Source organism: Pseudomonas putida, assembly GCF_022627325.1.
GTDB lineage: Bacteria > Pseudomonadota > Gammaproteobacteria > Pseudomonadales > Pseudomonadaceae > Aquipseudomonas > Aquipseudomonas putida_X.
Genome location: NZ_JAETZZ010000005.1, coordinates 272,440 through 287,318 on the forward strand (window position 1 = coordinate 272,440; position 14,879 = coordinate 287,318).

General features: G+C 59.5%; 13 protein-coding genes and 5 tRNA genes. 3 read left to right on the forward strand and 15 right to left on the reverse strand.

The window, feature by feature from the left end; all coding sequences use genetic code 11:
* Entirely contained in the window at positions 1-729 is a 729-nt protein-coding gene (locus JNA92_RS10575) for a class I SAM-dependent methyltransferase (RefSeq protein WP_241804619.1), read from the forward strand.
* Between the two features lie 3 nt (positions 730-732).
* Here the strand turns inward: JNA92_RS10575 and JNA92_RS10580 are convergent, their stop codons facing one another.
* The 3 genes from JNA92_RS10580 to JNA92_RS10590 all read right to left on the reverse strand — a co-directional run bounded on the left by JNA92_RS10580 (position 733) and on the right by JNA92_RS10590 (position 3,936).
* Positions 733-1,416 carry a WbqC family protein gene (locus JNA92_RS10580; protein ID WP_241804620.1) on the reverse strand — a complete coding sequence of 228 codons (684 nt, stop codon included), beginning with the start codon at positions 1,414-1,416 and terminating at the stop codon, positions 733-735.
* A gap of 14 nt (positions 1,417-1,430) precedes the next feature.
* A complete protein-coding gene (locus JNA92_RS10585) occupies positions 1,431-2,552 on the reverse strand; it encodes a DegT/DnrJ/EryC1/StrS family aminotransferase (RefSeq protein WP_241804621.1) in 1,122 nt (373 codons plus the stop codon).
* 70 nt (positions 2,553-2,622) lie between these two features.
* The gene (locus JNA92_RS10590) at positions 2,623-3,936 is read right to left on the reverse strand and encodes a glycosyltransferase (RefSeq protein ID WP_241804622.1); all 1,314 of its coding nucleotides are present in this window, start codon (positions 3,934-3,936) and stop codon (positions 2,623-2,625) included.
* 233 nt (positions 3,937-4,169) lie between these two features.
* Here JNA92_RS10590 and JNA92_RS10595 point away from each other — a divergent pair, with 233 nt between their 5' ends.
* Positions 4,170-5,141, forward strand: coding sequence for an endonuclease (locus tag JNA92_RS10595; RefSeq protein WP_241804623.1), 972 nt, complete (start codon positions 4,170-4,172; stop codon positions 5,139-5,141).
* Positions 5,142-5,163: 22 nt separating this feature from the next.
* On the opposite strand, the gene JNA92_RS10600 is transcribed toward JNA92_RS10595, so the two are convergent.
* The 3 genes from JNA92_RS10600 to JNA92_RS10610 all read right to left on the reverse strand — a co-directional run bounded on the left by JNA92_RS10600 (position 5,164) and on the right by JNA92_RS10610 (position 6,202).
* Positions 5,164-5,240 (reverse strand) — tRNA-Arg (locus tag JNA92_RS10600).
* A gap of 113 nt (positions 5,241-5,353) precedes the next feature.
* A complete protein-coding gene (gene phnN / locus JNA92_RS10605; RefSeq protein ID WP_241804624.1) occupies positions 5,354-5,941 on the reverse strand; it encodes a phosphonate metabolism protein/1,5-bisphosphokinase (PRPP-forming) PhnN in 588 nt (195 codons plus the stop codon).
* 48 nt (positions 5,942-5,989) lie between these two features.
* Positions 5,990-6,202 carry a hypothetical protein gene (locus JNA92_RS10610; protein ID WP_347269617.1) on the reverse strand — a complete coding sequence of 71 codons (213 nt, stop codon included), beginning with the start codon at positions 6,200-6,202 and terminating at the stop codon, positions 5,990-5,992.
* Between the two features lie 83 nt (positions 6,203-6,285).
* Between JNA92_RS10610 and JNA92_RS10615 the strand changes: the two genes are divergently transcribed.
* A complete protein-coding gene (locus JNA92_RS10615) occupies positions 6,286-6,612 on the forward strand; it encodes an Arc family DNA-binding protein (RefSeq protein ID WP_003254499.1) in 327 nt (108 codons plus the stop codon).
* A gap of 148 nt (positions 6,613-6,760) precedes the next feature.
* On the opposite strand, the gene mgtE is transcribed toward JNA92_RS10615, so the two are convergent.
* The 9 genes from mgtE to astE form a co-directional block, all read right to left on the reverse strand.
* Positions 6,761-8,203, reverse strand: a complete 1,443-nt coding sequence (mgtE, locus tag JNA92_RS10620) for a magnesium transporter (RefSeq protein ID WP_241804625.1) — start codon at positions 8,201-8,203, stop codon at positions 6,761-6,763.
* 375 nt (positions 8,204-8,578) lie between these two features.
* Positions 8,579-8,655, reverse strand: a tRNA-Arg gene (locus tag JNA92_RS10625).
* A 72-nt stretch (positions 8,656-8,727) separates the two neighbouring features.
* Positions 8,728-8,804: transfer RNA gene (locus JNA92_RS10630), tRNA-Arg, on the reverse strand.
* Between the two features lie 72 nt (positions 8,805-8,876).
* Positions 8,877-8,953 (reverse strand) — tRNA-Arg (locus JNA92_RS10635).
* A gap of 106 nt (positions 8,954-9,059) precedes the next feature.
* Positions 9,060-9,150: transfer RNA gene (locus tag JNA92_RS10640), tRNA-Ser, on the reverse strand.
* Between the two features lie 72 nt (positions 9,151-9,222).
* Positions 9,223-9,411 carry a carbon storage regulator CsrA gene (gene csrA, locus JNA92_RS10645; RefSeq protein WP_003254503.1) on the reverse strand — a complete coding sequence of 63 codons (189 nt, stop codon included), beginning with the start codon at positions 9,409-9,411 and terminating at the stop codon, positions 9,223-9,225.
* Between the two features lie 167 nt (positions 9,412-9,578).
* Positions 9,579-10,814 carry an aspartate kinase gene (locus JNA92_RS10650; protein WP_241804626.1) on the reverse strand — a complete coding sequence of 412 codons (1,236 nt, stop codon included), beginning with the start codon at positions 10,812-10,814 and terminating at the stop codon, positions 9,579-9,581.
* 85 nt (positions 10,815-10,899) lie between these two features.
* The gene (gene alaS / locus JNA92_RS10655) at positions 10,900-13,524 is read right to left on the reverse strand and encodes an alanine--tRNA ligase (RefSeq protein WP_241804627.1); all 2,625 of its coding nucleotides are present in this window, start codon (positions 13,522-13,524) and stop codon (positions 10,900-10,902) included.
* 338 nt (positions 13,525-13,862) lie between these two features.
* Positions 13,863-14,870 (reverse strand): succinylglutamate desuccinylase, encoded by a 1,008-nt coding sequence (astE, locus tag JNA92_RS10660; RefSeq protein ID WP_241804628.1) that lies wholly within the window; start codon positions 14,868-14,870, stop codon positions 13,863-13,865.
* Positions 14,871-14,879: the final 9 nt, after the last annotated feature.

The following is a 14,879-nucleotide window of genomic DNA, read 5'->3' on the forward strand; positions in this document are numbered from 1 at the left end:
ATGTCACGAGATCTGAATACCGAGTACCAGGACACGGAAAACCGCCTGTACGCCTACGATTTCGACTATATACACCGCGACTACATGCTCAGGGCGCTAAACGGGCAGTTTCGCCCCGGGAATGCGCTGGAAATGGGATGCTATCACGGCGAGTTCACCAAAAAGTTGTTGCAGGTCTTCGATGACGTGACCGTGCTTGAAGGGGCCTGTGACCTGCTCGAAGTCGCCCGCAAAAACGTTGCCGATTCGCGCGCAACATTCATCCTGGGTCGGTTCGAAGACACTACCCTGGAACGTCGCTTCGACAACATCTTCCTGATCCATACCCTCGAACATCTGACCGAGCCGCAGCCGGTGCTCAAGAAGATACGCCAGTGGCTGGCGCCGGGTGGCCGGCTATTCATCGTCGTGCCCAATGCCAATGCGGCGTCGCGGCAGATCGCGGTGAACATGGGGCTGATCGACTTCAATGCAGCTGTTACCGATGGCGAGCGCAAGCACGGCCACCGTTGCACTTACAGCCTCGACACACTGGAGCACGAGGCGTTGCAGGCGGGCTTCGAAGTGACCCAGCGCGGCGGTATCCTGTTCAAGCCGATGGCCAACTTTCAGTTCGATGCAGCCTTGCGTGCCGGTATCATCGACCAGGCATTCTTCGAGGGCTGTTACAAGATGGGCATGAAATACCCGGACCTCACCGCGAGTATCTATGTAGTCTGCCAGGCTTGAACCTCAGAGGTAGTCGTAGGCCGCCAAGTGCGGCCCGATGCCCTCGGCGCCGACCTCCATCAGGGCATCAATGATCGACAGGTACGGTGTGAAACCCCCGCAGCGTTGGCGATAGCCCATTACCCGCATACCGATGAAACGCAGATCGATGTTGGCGTCGGCGAACCGCTCCGCCTCATAGAGCGAGCGCCCGCCCTGAGCATTGATATAGCAGGTAGCACCTTCGTGGCGGCAAATATCTAGAATCCGCGCCTGCGCTCTAAGTTGAGCATTGCCGTAAGCCTCACTACTCGTAACTAGCCGAGTCGTTTGGCCCATGAAGTTGGCCAACACCTGAATTTGATGACTCAGAAAACCCGCGAGATTGTTGTCTTCGTGCGCCAGAATACGCTCTATCACTGGAAATACCTGATCAAAGCAGGGTGCCTTGCGGTAGGCCATTTCCACGCTGCGCAGCATACGTCGTTGCCACTGGGCAGCAGGTGCGATGTCTATTTCGTTGATCTTGCGGTTTTGCGACGCCTGCAATAACGGCAGCGTGATCAGCCCTGGCGCCCCGTTGATGAGGATGCGATTGCGGTTGATCCATCCCCGCGTGATGAAGTTAACGTCATCGTAGACCACGAAGCAGTCTGCAGCCTTCAATAGTTGCCAATAGCCAATGTAGGGAAACAGGTACGGCTGCATGATCGCCACCCTGGTCATGCACTGGCCCCGACGATCAAACCGATAATGAAGTCCACGGTGCAGAGATCCAGATCAGGATAGATCGGTAGGCAGATAACCTGCTCCACCGCCTGATGCGCTACTGGCAGGTTGTCGGCACTGGACGATGGGTACCCGCAGTACATCGGCAAGCCACTTATCAGGGGTTGGAAATACCGCCGCCCATGGATGTTGTGGGCGGCGAGGTGCGAGAACAGTGCATCACGGCCAAGCGCAAACTCAGGCCCTACCAGTATCGGGAAGTACGCATGATTGGCGACTGCCTCGCCCCTCCCCTCGATACAGCGAATACCCGCAATACCCGCAAGGCCTTCGCGATAACGCTGGTCGATCAGCCGCCGCTTCCCCAGCGCTTCATCCAGTCCCTCCAGTTGCAACAGGCCAAAGGCTGCGTGAATTTCGCTGAGCTTGCCGTTGGTGCCGGTCAGTTCTACGGTGCTTCCGTCGGCAGACAGACCAAAGTTCTTCAACTGGTCGATGCGCCGCTTGGTCGCCTCGTCGCGACAGATGACAGCGCCGCCTTCGAAGGTACTGAACACCTTGGTAGCGTGGAAGCTCAGGGTCACGAGGTCGCCGTGGCGCAGCAGGCTGCCGTTTGTATCCTGAATACCAAAAGCATGTGCCGCGTCATAGATCACCTGCAGGCCATGGCGCTCGGCAATCGCGCGTATCGCCTCCACATCGCAGGGATGGCCATAGCAGTGTACCGGCAGGATGGCTGTGGTCTGGTCGGTGATGGCCGCCTCGATGCGTGCCGGGTCTAGGTTCAGGGTGTGCGGGTCGATATCGACGAACACCGGCGTCAGATTGTTCCATAGCAGCGAATGGGCAGTGGCAACAAAGGAGTACGGCGTGGTGATCACCTCACCGCTGAGCCCGGCCGCCTGCAACGCCGTTATCAGCGCCTGGGTACCGTTGCAGAATAGCGAAATGTGTTCCACGCCCAGGTAAGCGCACAGCGCCGCTTCCAGTCGCTGGTGCATGGCTGCGCCATTGGTCAGCATGCGGCTGTCCCAAATTTCCCGCAGGTATGGCAAGAAAGCCTCCAGCTCGGGCAATGCGGGCTGGGTCACGAAAACGGGGGGCCGACCATTCATGAGCGGTGTTCCTGCGGCTGGCGGCGTTGGCCGGCCTTGTGTTGTTCAGGCGTGGGCATACTGCGCAATGTCAGAGCGCCTTGTCGAATTCATGCCGCGCCCAGAAGTCGCGCATGATTGCCCAGCAGCGTCGGGATTCACCTTGTGCGGCGGCGCCGTAAAGCACCTGGCATTGCTCGCCGTGAATGCGGAAGCTACTCAGTGGCTGGACCAGATAAACGGTGTTGCCGCGCAGTGCGAGGTTGAGAAAAATCGCCACGTCGGAGGCCCAGGCGATGGGTTGTTCGTCTACCGACATGAAGTCCGGAGTGATTTCCAGCATATCGGCGCGGCGAAACATGACCGTGCTCGGCTCGCCAACGAAATTGATCTGCGACTGCATGAGTGCGGTGCCCAGCGATAGGCCTTCGATCATCGCATCGTCTGCCACGGGGGCTTGGGTTGCGGCGATATCGGCCAGCGGCTCGCCGTACTGGTCGATGCGCTGCCGCTTGGAGGTTACCAGCGTAACGTCTGGATAACTGCGGAAGCTGTCGAGCATCCGCTCCACGCATTCGAGTTCCAGCAGGTCGTCGTCGTTGAGAAACTTGATGAATTCGCCGCGAGCCTCTTTCAGGCAAAGGACATGGTTTAGACGGCCAATGTCCTTTCCGGCATCTGGGTTGCGCACATAACGCACGCGCGGGTCGTCCTGGCTCAGGTCGGCGCAGATCCTTTCGATCTCATCAGTCGGGCAGTCGTCGCACACCAGGATTTCCAGGTTGCGGTAGGTCTGGTTCAGCGCGCTGCCCAAGGCGTCGTAGAGGTGTTCGGTCTTGTAGGTCGGCATGACGATGCTGACCAGAGGCTGGGCATCCGCCGCCAATTGACGCTGCGGCTTGCAAAATTCCAGCACTAACTGGCCCGCCACCGAAGCGTCCAGCCCACTCAGATGCGGATCGCTGCTATTGGCTTCTGCGGTGATAGCTATCGGTTCCAGCCCTACCATCGTGCAGATCCGCGTGAGCTCCTCGGCGTCGAAGATCCAGGTATGCTGGCGCAGGGCTTTGTTCAGCCTTTCAGCGCGACCGACGCCCGGCGCCTCAGGGCGTGTGCGGTTATTAACATAATCGTCCACCAACGCTTCCAGGTCGGCGCAGACGAGACGGATCACCCCGCCCGGCTGCAGGACTCGGCGGCATTCGTGCAGCAAGCGAATACCTTGATTACGCTCGAGTCGCTCCAGAAGATGAGCACTATAGATCCCAGGCACCGTGCCTTGGTCCCACGGCAAAGCCTGGCCCGGCTTCCATTGCAGATCGGCGCCCGTGGACTCCACATCAATATTGATAAAGCCTTGGCGAGGGTGATCGGCGCAACCTAGGTTCAAATAGATGGGGAGCATGGTACTCGCTTCGAAGGGGTCAACAAGGGCGTAGTGCAGCAACCCAGTTATCGGCCGTGCTCTTCAAATCATGACCGTTGGTTCCGGGACATTATGCAACAGGAGTAGCCCCAAATCGAGAAACCCAATCAGCACCGCGCAACAGGCGCAATACAGCAACGTGATCGGACATTTCTTCAATTGACGTCAGTACGCCGTATAATTCTGCCCCCGCAATCCGATGATGCTTTCTCATGAAGAAACTGCTGTACGTCTTTACCCTCGCCCTCTCTGTCATCCCCGCCGCCTTCGCCAATCCCCCCGCAACGTTTACCGAAGCCAAGGTTGTCGCCAAACAGAAGATCTTCCTCGACCAGGCAAACAGCCCAATGGGCGAACTGTACTGTGGCTGCAAATGGAAGTGGGTCGGCAAGTCCGGTGGCCGTGTCGACGCCAAGTCCTGCGGCTACGAAACCCGCAAAGTGCAAACCCGCGCCGAACGTACCGAATGGGAGCACATCGTGCCGGCCTGGACGTTTGGCCAACAGCGCAAATGCTGGCAGAACGGTGGTCGCGAGCATTGCGTCAATGAAGACCCGACCTTCCGCGCCATGGAAGCGGACCTGTTCAACCTTTACCCGTCTGTGGGTGAAGTGAACGGTGACCGCAGCAATTTCAACTACGGCATGGTTTCCGGCGTTGAGCGCCAGTATGGACAGTGCACCACCAAGGTCGACTTCCAGCAAAAAACCGCCGAGCCGCGTGACGAAGTCAAAGGCCTGGTTGCGCGTACCACGTTCTACATGTTCGACCGCTACAAGTTGAGCATGTCGCGCCAGCAGCAGCAGGTGCTCATGGCCTGGGATAAACAGCACCCGGTGTCGGCATGGGAAAAGCAGCGCAATCAGCGCATCGCCGCGATCATGGGGCACTCGAACCCGTTCGTCACCGGCGAGCGTAAATGGACGCTGGGCTACAAGCCTGTTGGGGCGATGGACGTGGTAGCTTCGGCTCCCGCTAAAACGGCGGCGAGAGATGTCGGTAAGCCGGCCCTGACGAATGCGCCAGCTGACGGTGCGATCATTGGCAACCGTAACAGTCACGTGTACCACCTGGCCAGCGGTTGCCCCAGTTACAGCCAGGTCGCTCAGAAAAACCAGGTAGCCTTTGGCAGTGAAGCAGAAGCGCAGCGTGCAGGTTACCGCAAGGCAGGGAACTGCAAGTAGGCGTATGGAGCGAGAGAAGATATGGCGTCCCAGGCAGGATTTGAACCTGCAACCTTCCCCTTAGGAGGGGGATGCTCTATCCAATTGAGCTACTGAGACACGAGAACCGGCAGCGAACGCTGCACAGCTGGACGGCGAGCATGTTAACCAGCGGGCAGCCGTTTGTCATGCATCTATCGGGCTTTTTGCACGTAGGGCTTTTCCGAGGCTTGTCAAACAGGCACCCCGTGCTGACGCAACAGGCCCATCAATGTGCTGACCGCCGTGGCCAGTGCTCCTGAGTTGTCCAGCACATGCACGCGGGGATCGGGGCAGGACTGGAGCCTGGCGCTGCGCGCCAGGCGCTGATCGATCTCTTGCGCTGCCTCCCTGCCCCGAGCAACCAGGCGCGCGCGCAACACCGCGGGGTCAACCTCCAGGCGCACTGCCAGCAGGTTGGGGTAGCGCTTGCACGCCTCGGGCAGATAGCCACGGGAACCGTTGACCAGCACCGATCGCCCTTGCGCGAGCCAAATGTCCACTTGCTTGGGTATGCCGTACTCCAGGCCATTGGCTTGCCAATGCATGGCAAATTCGCCTGCCGCACGCATCGCTTCGAAGCGCTGTGGCGTGACGCTCTGCGCGGCCTCACCGGTGGCCTCTGCAGAGCGTGTGATCACCCGCCGGGCGATTTCCACACCGGCGGCAGCCAGTTGTGAGCGAGCGGCCTCGATCAGAGAATCTTTCCCCGAACCGGAGGGGCCTATCAGATAAATCAGGCGACCTAGGGCTTTATCGTGGGAGCTTGCGTCATGTTGCATAGCCACTATGCTCTATGGAAGGAAACCCGCGCATTTTAAGGGTTTTCTCTACCCTTTGCCGCGTTTTACGGGTTTTTGACGGCAGAGGGCTGACGGTAAGGCGAGCCTGGAAATGCAAAACTTTTCCAACCAGTACTCATTTCTGATAATTGGTACTGGCAAAAAGCCTTTACCGAGATCACTATTTGTCACAGAATTGACGCCAAGGAAACGGCGACCTTGAGGCAAGATGAGCACCAAATTTTCCAGGCGGTTGAACATTTTGTCGTCGCCACGGTCGTACCAGCATCCCGTGCGGCCAATTTGTGAACCGCTTCCCCTGAACCAAAAACCGGTTAATTTATATGCGCCCAATGAAACAGGCTATTTATTCGAGCCGCACCGCTGACAAGTTTGTCGTCCGCCTGCCAGACGGAATGCGTGAGCGCATTGCCGAGGTAGCGCGCAATCATCACCGCAGCATGAACTCCGAGATCATCGCACGCCTGGAGCAGAGTCTTATCCAGGAAGGTGCGCTGGGCGACGAGCTGAGCATGCGCCTGGACAGCCCCGAACTGTCCCTGCATGAGCGCGAGTTGCTGCAACGCTTCCGCCAGTTGTCCCACCGACAGCAGAACGCGCTGGTCGCCCTCATCGCTCACGATGTGGAAATGGCAGCCGACGCCTCCTGAGGCGCGCAGCAAAAATAAAAAAGCCAGCGTAAGCTGGCTTTTTTTTGGGTTGTTCACTGGTCGGTGGTGATCCGGCCGGGCACATGCCTTGATCGCCCTGGCGGCCTGGGTATCCAGCGCCGCACGGGCGGCGCACACACCTGCACCATCACAGCAGGAACAGCGTAGCCAGCCCCAGGAAGATGAAGAAGCCACCACTGTCGGTCACGGCAGTGATCATCACGCTGGACCCCATGGCAGGGTCGCGCCCCAGGCGCGTCAGGGTCATCGGGATCAATACCCCCATGAGCGCTGCCAGCAACAGGTTCAACGTCATGGCCGCAGTCATGACCAACCCCAGTGACCAACTGTCATACAGCCAGAACGCCACAGCACCGATCACCCCACCCCAGATCAGGCCATTGAGCAGCGATACCGCCAGCTCTTTGCGCATAAGGCGGCTGGTATTGCCTGGCGACACTTGGTCCAACGCCATGGCGCGAACGATCATGGTAATGGTCTGGTTGCCGGAGTTGCCGCCAATACCCGCCACGATCGGCATCAGCGCCGCCAGGGCCACGAGCTTCTCGATCGAGCCCTCGAACAAGCCGATCACCCGCGAGGCCAGAAACGCAGTTATCAGGTTGATCGCCAGCCAGGCCCAACGGTTGCGCAATGAACGCCAGACCGAGGCGAAGATGTCTTCCTCCTCGCGCAGACCCGCCATGTTGAGCACTTCGCTCTCGCTCTCTTCACGAATCAGGTCGACCATCTCATCGATGGTCAAACGGCCGATCAGGCGGTCGCTCTTGTCCACAACTGGCGCCGAAACCAGGTCGTAACGCTCGAAAGCCTGCGCAGCGTCGTAGGCATCTTCGTCGGGGTGGAAGGACACCGGATCAACCGCCATGACCTCCGCGACCTTCTTGTCCGGGTCGTTGACCAACAGGCGCTTGATCGGCAACACACCTTTGAGGATGCCGTCGTAGTCGACCACGAACAGTTTGTCAGTGTGGTTGGGCAGCTCTTTAAGGCGGCGCAGGTAACGCAGAACCACTTCCAGGCTGACGTCTTCACGGATGGTCACCATCTCGAAGTCCATCAGCGCACCGACCTGCTCCTCGTCGTAGCTCAACGCCGAGCGCACACGCTCACGCTGTTGGGCATCGAGGCTTTCCATCAGCTCGTGGACGACATCACGCGGCAATTCCGGCGCCAGGTCCGCCAGCTCGTCGGCGTCCATTTCCTTGGCCGCAGCGAGGATCTCGTGATCGTCCATGTCGGCGATCAGCGATTGACGAACCGAGTCGGAAACCTCAAGCAAGATGTCGCCGTCACGATCCGAGCGCACCAGCTGCCAGACCGTCAGGCGGGCTTCCAGGGGCAAAGCTTCGAGGATATAGGCGATATCTGCGGGGTGCAGGTCGTCGAGCTTACGCTGCAACTCGACGAGGTTTTGACGGTGGACGAGGTTTTCCACCAGGTCGTGGTGATGACCTTCCTGACGATGGGTCAGGTCTTCAACGACGCGCTGACGCTGCAACAGTTCGACCACCTGGGCCAGGCGATCCTGCAGGCTCTCTTGCGCTTTCTTTACTTCTACTTCAGTCATAGGCGAACTCCACTCCCAGCAGCGGAGCACGCCGGGGGAATCAATCGGTCAGATCAGGCTGTGAGAATCTTGTTAACGAGTAACTACTGGGTAAGTCCATGGTGGTATTCCACAAGCCCCGGCGGGGCTGACGGGCGCAATCATACACTGCCTAAGCTGTCAGATCGCTTAAATTTTTGGCCAGAACAATCGTTTGCGCGATAAAGCTATGACAACGCTCGAAGCCATGTGTGCGACGGCACGAGCCAGCGAAAAAACACATGCGGCGCAAAGGAGTGTCGGGCGGGTTGATTTTCAGTCTAGCGGGCATCACTGATAAATCAGTGAACGGCGCACAACAAAAAGCCCGCTCAATTGAGCGGGCTTCTTGATATGTGGCGGACTCAGGAGGATTCGAACCTCCGACCGCTCGGTTCGTAGCCGAGTACTCTATCCAGCTGAGCTATGAGTCCGTGGTTGGTAGTTTTAGGCCAGATTACCACTGGCTGACTGAAGCCGCTTTGCAAGCAGAGCCACTTCAAAAGTGGCGGACTCAGGAGGATTCGAACCTCCGACCGCTCGGTTCGTAGCCGAGTACTCTATCCAGCTGAGCTATGAGTCCGTAATTGGTAGTTTTAGACCAGATTACCACTGGTTGCTTGAAGCAGCTTTGTAAGCAAAGCCACTTCAAAAGTGGCGGACTCAGGAGGATTCGAACCTCCGACCGCTCGGTTCGTAGCCGAGTACTCTATCCAGCTGAGCTATGAGTCCGTGTCTTGCCGCGCATTATAGGTCGCTGAAACATTTTTGCAAGAATTTTTTCGTTTAAATTCAACGACTTAGCGTTCTTACCGATTACAGCGCCCTAAGCGAATAATGGCGGTGAAGGGGGGATTCGAACCCCCGATACCCTTATGAGGTATACTCCCTTAGCAGGGGAGCGCCTTCGGCCACTCGGCCACCTCACCGCAACACGAGGCGAATATTAAACAGGCTCTTCCTCGTTTGCAACCCTTTTTTTGAAAAAAACTTCAAAAAAATTAAAGGCTTGGCTCCTCATCCTTCTCTTTCTTGATCCGCAGGTAGATTTCCTCGCGGTGAACGGCCACTTCCTTGGGCGCGCTGACGCCGATACGCACCTGGTTTCCTTTGACGCCGAGCACCGTCACGGTGATCTCGCCATCTCCAATGATCAGGCTCTCGGCGCACCGACGAGTCAGAATCAACATAGCTTTCTCCTTACGCAAGACATTCAGGGATAACAGTCTGGGAACAACAGGGCCTGGCCGTGGACGACGACACAGGGCTCCGTAGCACGTCACGCTGGCAGGACAGGGCCTGCGTGACGCGCAGAAACGCGAAGGGCGCGGCAAGCCGCGCCCCTCAAGGCAACGCCTTACTCGCCCTGTCGGGCCGGAGCGTCAAGCTCGAACGCGGTATGCAGCGCGCGAACGGCCAGCTCCAGGTACTTCTCTTCGATGACGACCGACACCTTGATCTCGGACGTGGAGATCATCTGGATGTTGATGCTCTCCTTGGCCAGGGCTTCGAACATGCGGCTGGCAACACCCGCGTGGGAACGCATGCCAACACCGACGATCGACACCTTGGCGATCTTGGTATCACCGATCACTTCGCGGGCACCGATTTCACGTGCGGTGTTTTCCAGCACGCTGTGAGCCTTCTCGTACTCGTTGCGGTGCACGGTGAAGGTGAAGTCGGTGGTGTTATCGTGCGAAACGTTCTGCACGATCATGTCCACTTCGATGTTCGAAGCGCTGATCGGGCCGAGGATCTTGAAAGCGACGCCCGGGGTGTCCGGCACGCCGCGAATGGTCAGCTTGGCTTCATCACGGTTGAAGGCGATACCGGAAATGATCGGCTGTTCCATGGATTCCTCTTCATCAATGGTAATGAGGGTACCTGGACCCTCCTTGAAGCTGTGCAGCACGCGCAGCGGAACGTTGTACTTGCCGGCGAACTCCACCGAGCGGATCTGCAGCACCTTGGAGCCGAGGCTGGCCATTTCCAGCATCTCTTCGAAGGTGATCTTCTCCAGGCGGCGCGCCTGTGGCACGACGCGCGGGTCGGTGGTGTACACGCCATCGACGTCGGTGTAGATCTGGCACTCGTCAGCCTTGAGCGCGGCCGCCAGGGCCACGCCCGTGGTATCGGAGCCGCCGCGGCCCAGGGTGGTGATGCTGCCGTGCTCGTCAACGCCCTGGAAACCGGCTACAACCACCACGCGCCCGGCCTTGAGGTCGGCGCGAATCTTCTGGTCGTCGATCTGCAGGATGCGTGCTTTATTGTGCGCGCTGTCGGTGAGGATGCGCACCTGGTTGCCGGTGTAGGACACCGCCGGCACACCACGCTTGATCAAGGCCATGGCCAGCAGGGCAATGGTGACCTGCTCACCGGTGGACACGATCACGTCCAGCTCACGCGGAACCGGCTGATCGGTGATCTGCTTGGCCAGGTCGATCAGGCGATTGGTTTCGCCACTCATGGCCGACAGCACAACCACCAGGTCGTCGCCCGCTTCACGGTGTTTCTTGACCTTGTCGGCAACCTGCTCGATCCGCTCGATGGAACCGACAGAGGTACCGCCAAATTTCTGTACGATCAACGCCATTTCAATGGTGCCTCAGCCCATACCGGGCCTCAAAAAAACCATCCAACATGGAGGGGCCGATGACTAGACCATCGGCCCCTCCATCTCAAAGTCCCTGCTCTGCGAACGGCACGGCCAGCGCCAGGGCCTGGTCCAGCGCAGCGACGTCGACGCCACCGCCCTGAGCCATGTCCGGACGGCCACCGCCCTTGCCACCCACTGCCGCAGCGGCTTGTTTCATCAGGTCACCAGCCTTGAGTTGGCTGGAGAGGTCTTTGGTCACGCCGGCCACCAGCACGACCTTGCCCTCATGCTCGCTGCCCAGCAGGATCACTGCGTGGCCGAGCTTGTTCTTCAACTGATCGACCAGGGCCAACAGGGCCTTGCCATCCTGCCCATCCAGGCGGGCGGCGAGGACCTTGGCACCCTTGACCTCAACAGCCGCATTGGAGAGATCGTCCCCTGCGGCGCTGGCGGCCTTGGCCTGCAGCTGTTCCAGCTGCTTCTCAAGCTGACGATTGCGCTCGAGCACAGCCGACAGCTTGTCGATCAGGTTGTCACGGTTGCCCTTGACCAGCTGCGCGGCTTCCTTGACCTGCTCTTCGGCAGCGTTCAGGTAGGCCAGTGCAGCAGCGCCGGTCACCGCTTCGATACGGCGCACGCCAGAGGCCACGCCGCCTTCGCTGATGATCTTGAACAGGCTGATATCGCCGGTGCGCTTGGCGTGGATACCGCCGCACAGCTCGACGGAGAAATCGCCACCCATGCTCAGCACGCGCACGGTATCGCCGTACTTCTCGCCGAACAGCGCCATCGCGCCCTTGCGCTTGGCGGTTTCGATATCGGTAACTTCAGTTTCCACCGGAGTGTTCTTGCGCACTTCGCGGTTGACGATATCTTCCAGCGCCTTGATCTGCGCAGGCGTCACCGCCTCGAAATGGCTGAAGTCGAAACGCAGACGCTGGCTGTCGACCAGCGAGCCCTTCTGCTGCACATGCTCGCCCAACACCTGGCGCAACGCTTCGTGCAGCAGGTGCGTGGCCGAGTGGTTCAGCGAGGTGGCGTGCTGTACTTCGGCATCGACCTTGGCTTCGACCGGAGAACCGATCAGCAGCGCGCCGCTGGCCACCACACCATGGTGCAGGAAAGCGCCGCCGGTCTTGGTGGTGTCTTGCACGTCAAAGCGCACGGCGCCGGACTGCAGGTAGCCGGTATCGCCGACCTGGCCACCGGACTCGGCATAGAACGGGGTGCGGTCCAGCACCACGACGCCCTGCTCGCCCTCGCCCAATTGGTCGACTGACTGGCCGTCCTTGTACAGGGCAATGACCTTGCCCTGACCTTCGGTGGCGTTGTACCCGACGAAATCGGTGGCGGTGTCGACCTTGACCAGGCTGTTGTAATCCATGCCGAAGGCACTGGCCGAACGGGCACGCTCACGCTGGGCATCCATCTCGCGCTCGAAGCCCGCTTCATCGATGGTCAGCTCGCGCTCACGGGCGATGTCGGCGGTCAGGTCCATCGGGAAGCCGTAGGTGTCGTAGAGCTTGAACACCACGTCACCCGGCACGACGTCGCCCTTGAGCTGGGCAAGGTCCTGCTCGAGGATGCGCAGGCCCTGTTCGAGGGTCTTGGCGAACTGTTCTTCTTCGGCCTTGAGCACGCGCTCGATGTGGGCCTGCTGGCTCTTGAGCTCGGGGAACGCCTCGCCCATCTCGGCAGCCAGGGCTGCGACGATCTGGTAGAAGAAGCTGCCCTTGGCACCCAGCTTGTTACCGTGACGGCAGGCGCGACGAATGATGCGGCGCAGCACGTAGCCACGGCCTTCGTTGGACGGCAGCACGCCGTCTGCGATCAGGAAGCCGCAAGAGCGGATGTGGTCTGCCACGACTTTCAGCGAAGCCTGGCCGTCGTTGCTGCAGCCGATGGCCTTGGCCGCAGCGCTCAGCAGGTTCTGGAACAGGTCGATCTCGTAGTTCGAGTGCACGTGCTGCATGACCGCACTGATGCGCTCCAGGCCCATGCCGGTGTCCACCGACGGCGCTGGCAGCGGGTGCAGCACGCCATCGGCCGTACGGTTGAACTGCATGAAGACGTTGTTCCAGATCTCGATGTAGCGGTCGCCGTCTTCTTCCGGGGAACCGGGTGGGCCGCCCCAGATATCGGCACCGTGGTCGTAGAAGATCTCGGTGCAAGGGCCGCACGGGCCGGTATCGCCCATGGTCCAGAAGTTGTCGGAGGCGTACGGGGCGCCTTTGTTGTCACCAATACGCACCATGCGCTCGGCCGGCACGCCGACTTCCTTGGTCCAGATGTCGTAGGCTTCGTCGTCGCTGGCGTAGACGGTGACCCAGAGCTTCTCCTTGGGCAGGTTCAGCCACTTGTCGGAGGTCAGGAAGGTCCAGGCGAAAGTGATCGCATCGCGCTTGAAATAGTCGCCGAAGCTGAAGTTGCCCAGCATCTCGAAGAAGGTGTGGTGACGCGCGGTGTAACCGACGTTTTCCAGGTCGTTATGCTTGCCACCGGCGCGCACGCACTTCTGGCTGCTGACCGCACGGGTGTAGGCGCGCTTCTCGGCACCGAGGAAGCAGTCCTTGAACTGGTTCATGCCTGCGTTGGTGAACAGCAGGGTCGGGTCGTTGTTCGGAATCAGCGAACTGGAGGCGACTCGGGTATGGCCCTGCTCTTCGAAGAAGCGAAGGAAGGCTTCACGGATTTCTGCGCTTTTCATAGGTTCTTCCACGGAAACGACGGCCCCTGGGGGCAAACGCGTCGACGAAACGACGGCAAAGGGCCGCATTATATCGGTCCTGCAATCTCGGTGCAGTGTGTTTATGCGATGCAAAACGTCGATTGGACGGCTTTTGAAGCGCGTGCAAACGAAAATGACATGACCGGATGCTAAATGCAGGCTTTTGCCGCTGGCAAGCCTATTACCGCTCAAGGGAAGGGAAAATGGAACAGGCGGTGAATTAAATGATTGTCATGGGCAAGGTTCAGCGACGACCGGCCTTGGCAGAAGCGCCCTTTGGCGACAACAAGGCCGCTCCTGCCAGGCACTGCGCAAACTCAGCCCAGACGCTGTCCTGAATCCGGGACGATGAGAATCCCGGCGCGCAGCCCGTTCTTGACCTTGGGGTTGGGGAAGATGATCCGCGCACCCTCCTCCTCCACCACCCAGCGCATTTCAGCCAGGTCCTCGGCCAGCAGATAACCTTTGCTCAGCTCGGAGAAGTTCTCGATATCCGCCGGCAGATGCAGGCGAAAGCCCTCACTGTGCTTGATGATCTCGCGAGCCACACTGAACAGTTTAAGACCATCGAGCGACTCCCCGGCCTCAGGCTCATCGCCTTCGATGATCTGGATCAGGCGCTGCTCCAGCTTGTCGAGGTTGACCTGCTCGTTCTGCCCGAACGGCCGCGCCTTGCCCAGCTCCAAGGTAAATGCTTCGGCATCCAGCTGCTCATAGGTGAACGCACTGAAGGTGATCGATGACTTGCTCTGCAGCAGCACCGCCTCCATGCCTGCAGCAGCCAGCCGAGCCAGCTCACGGCGGGAATGCTTGCGCCCCTCTTTATAGGGGTAAAGGGCAAACTGCTCTATCTTGGAGCCACGAATGGCGGTGTGCAGGTCGTAGTGCAGACGGGTACGCTCAGGCTTGCTGAAGAACACCCGGGCGAACTGCTCAAGCTCCGCGGCACGCAGTGCCTCGAAACCACTGGAAAGCTCGTGACGACCATTGAACAGGCGGTTGATGTCCTGCTCGATGAAGCGCTCGCCCTTGCGAATCGCCGCTGGGTTGCCGAACAGGAACATCACTCGCGAACGCGGCTTGATCTTGCCATTGGCCACGCCGTGCAGCAGCCGTTCGAGCAATTCGATCGGCGCTGTTTCATTGCCATGAATACCGGCCGACAACAGCAGGTCCAGCCCGCAATCGTCGCCTTCGGGCGGACGCACCTCGAGTGCGCCCTCCCCCAGCCAGCGTAAACGCACGCCCTTAGGTGTAACTTGGGTCTTCTCGGCCGGCTCGTGATCGGTCAGGGTCAGCTCAAGCAATTTGCCAAGGGCGAGCATAGGCGCTTC

Coding starts and splice junctions, on each gene's coding strand:
- JNA92_RS10575 (WP_241804619.1), top strand. CDS start 1: ATGTCACGAGATCTGAATACCGAGTACCAGGACACGGAAAACCGCCTG.
- JNA92_RS10580 (WP_241804620.1), bottom strand. CDS start 1,416: ATGCAGCCGTACCTGTTTCCCTACATTGGCTATTGGCAACTATTGAAG.
- JNA92_RS10585 (WP_241804621.1), bottom strand. CDS start 2,552: ATGAATGGTCGGCCCCCCGTTTTCGTGACCCAGCCCGCATTGCCCGAG.
- JNA92_RS10590 (WP_241804622.1), bottom strand. CDS start 3,936: ATGCTCCCCATCTATTTGAACCTAGGTTGCGCCGATCACCCTCGCCAA.
- JNA92_RS10595 (WP_241804623.1), top strand. CDS start 4,170: ATGAAGAAACTGCTGTACGTCTTTACCCTCGCCCTCTCTGTCATCCCC.
- phnN (WP_241804624.1), bottom strand. CDS start 5,941: ATGCAACATGACGCAAGCTCCCACGATAAAGCCCTAGGTCGCCTGATT.
- JNA92_RS10610 (WP_347269617.1), bottom strand. CDS start 6,202: ATGTTCAACCGCCTGGAAAATTTGGTGCTCATCTTGCCTCAAGGTCGC.
- JNA92_RS10615 (WP_003254499.1), top strand. CDS start 6,286: ATGCGCCCAATGAAACAGGCTATTTATTCGAGCCGCACCGCTGACAAG.
- mgtE (WP_241804625.1), bottom strand. CDS start 8,203: ATGACTGAAGTAGAAGTAAAGAAAGCGCAAGAGAGCCTGCAGGATCGC.
- csrA (WP_003254503.1), bottom strand. CDS start 9,411: ATGTTGATTCTGACTCGTCGGTGCGCCGAGAGCCTGATCATTGGAGAT.
- JNA92_RS10650 (WP_241804626.1), bottom strand. CDS start 10,814: ATGGCGTTGATCGTACAGAAATTTGGCGGTACCTCTGTCGGTTCCATC.
- alaS (WP_241804627.1), bottom strand. CDS start 13,524: ATGAAAAGCGCAGAAATCCGTGAAGCCTTCCTTCGCTTCTTCGAAGAG.
- astE (WP_241804628.1), bottom strand. CDS start 14,870: ATGCTCGCCCTTGGCAAATTGCTTGAGCTGACCCTGACCGATCACGAG.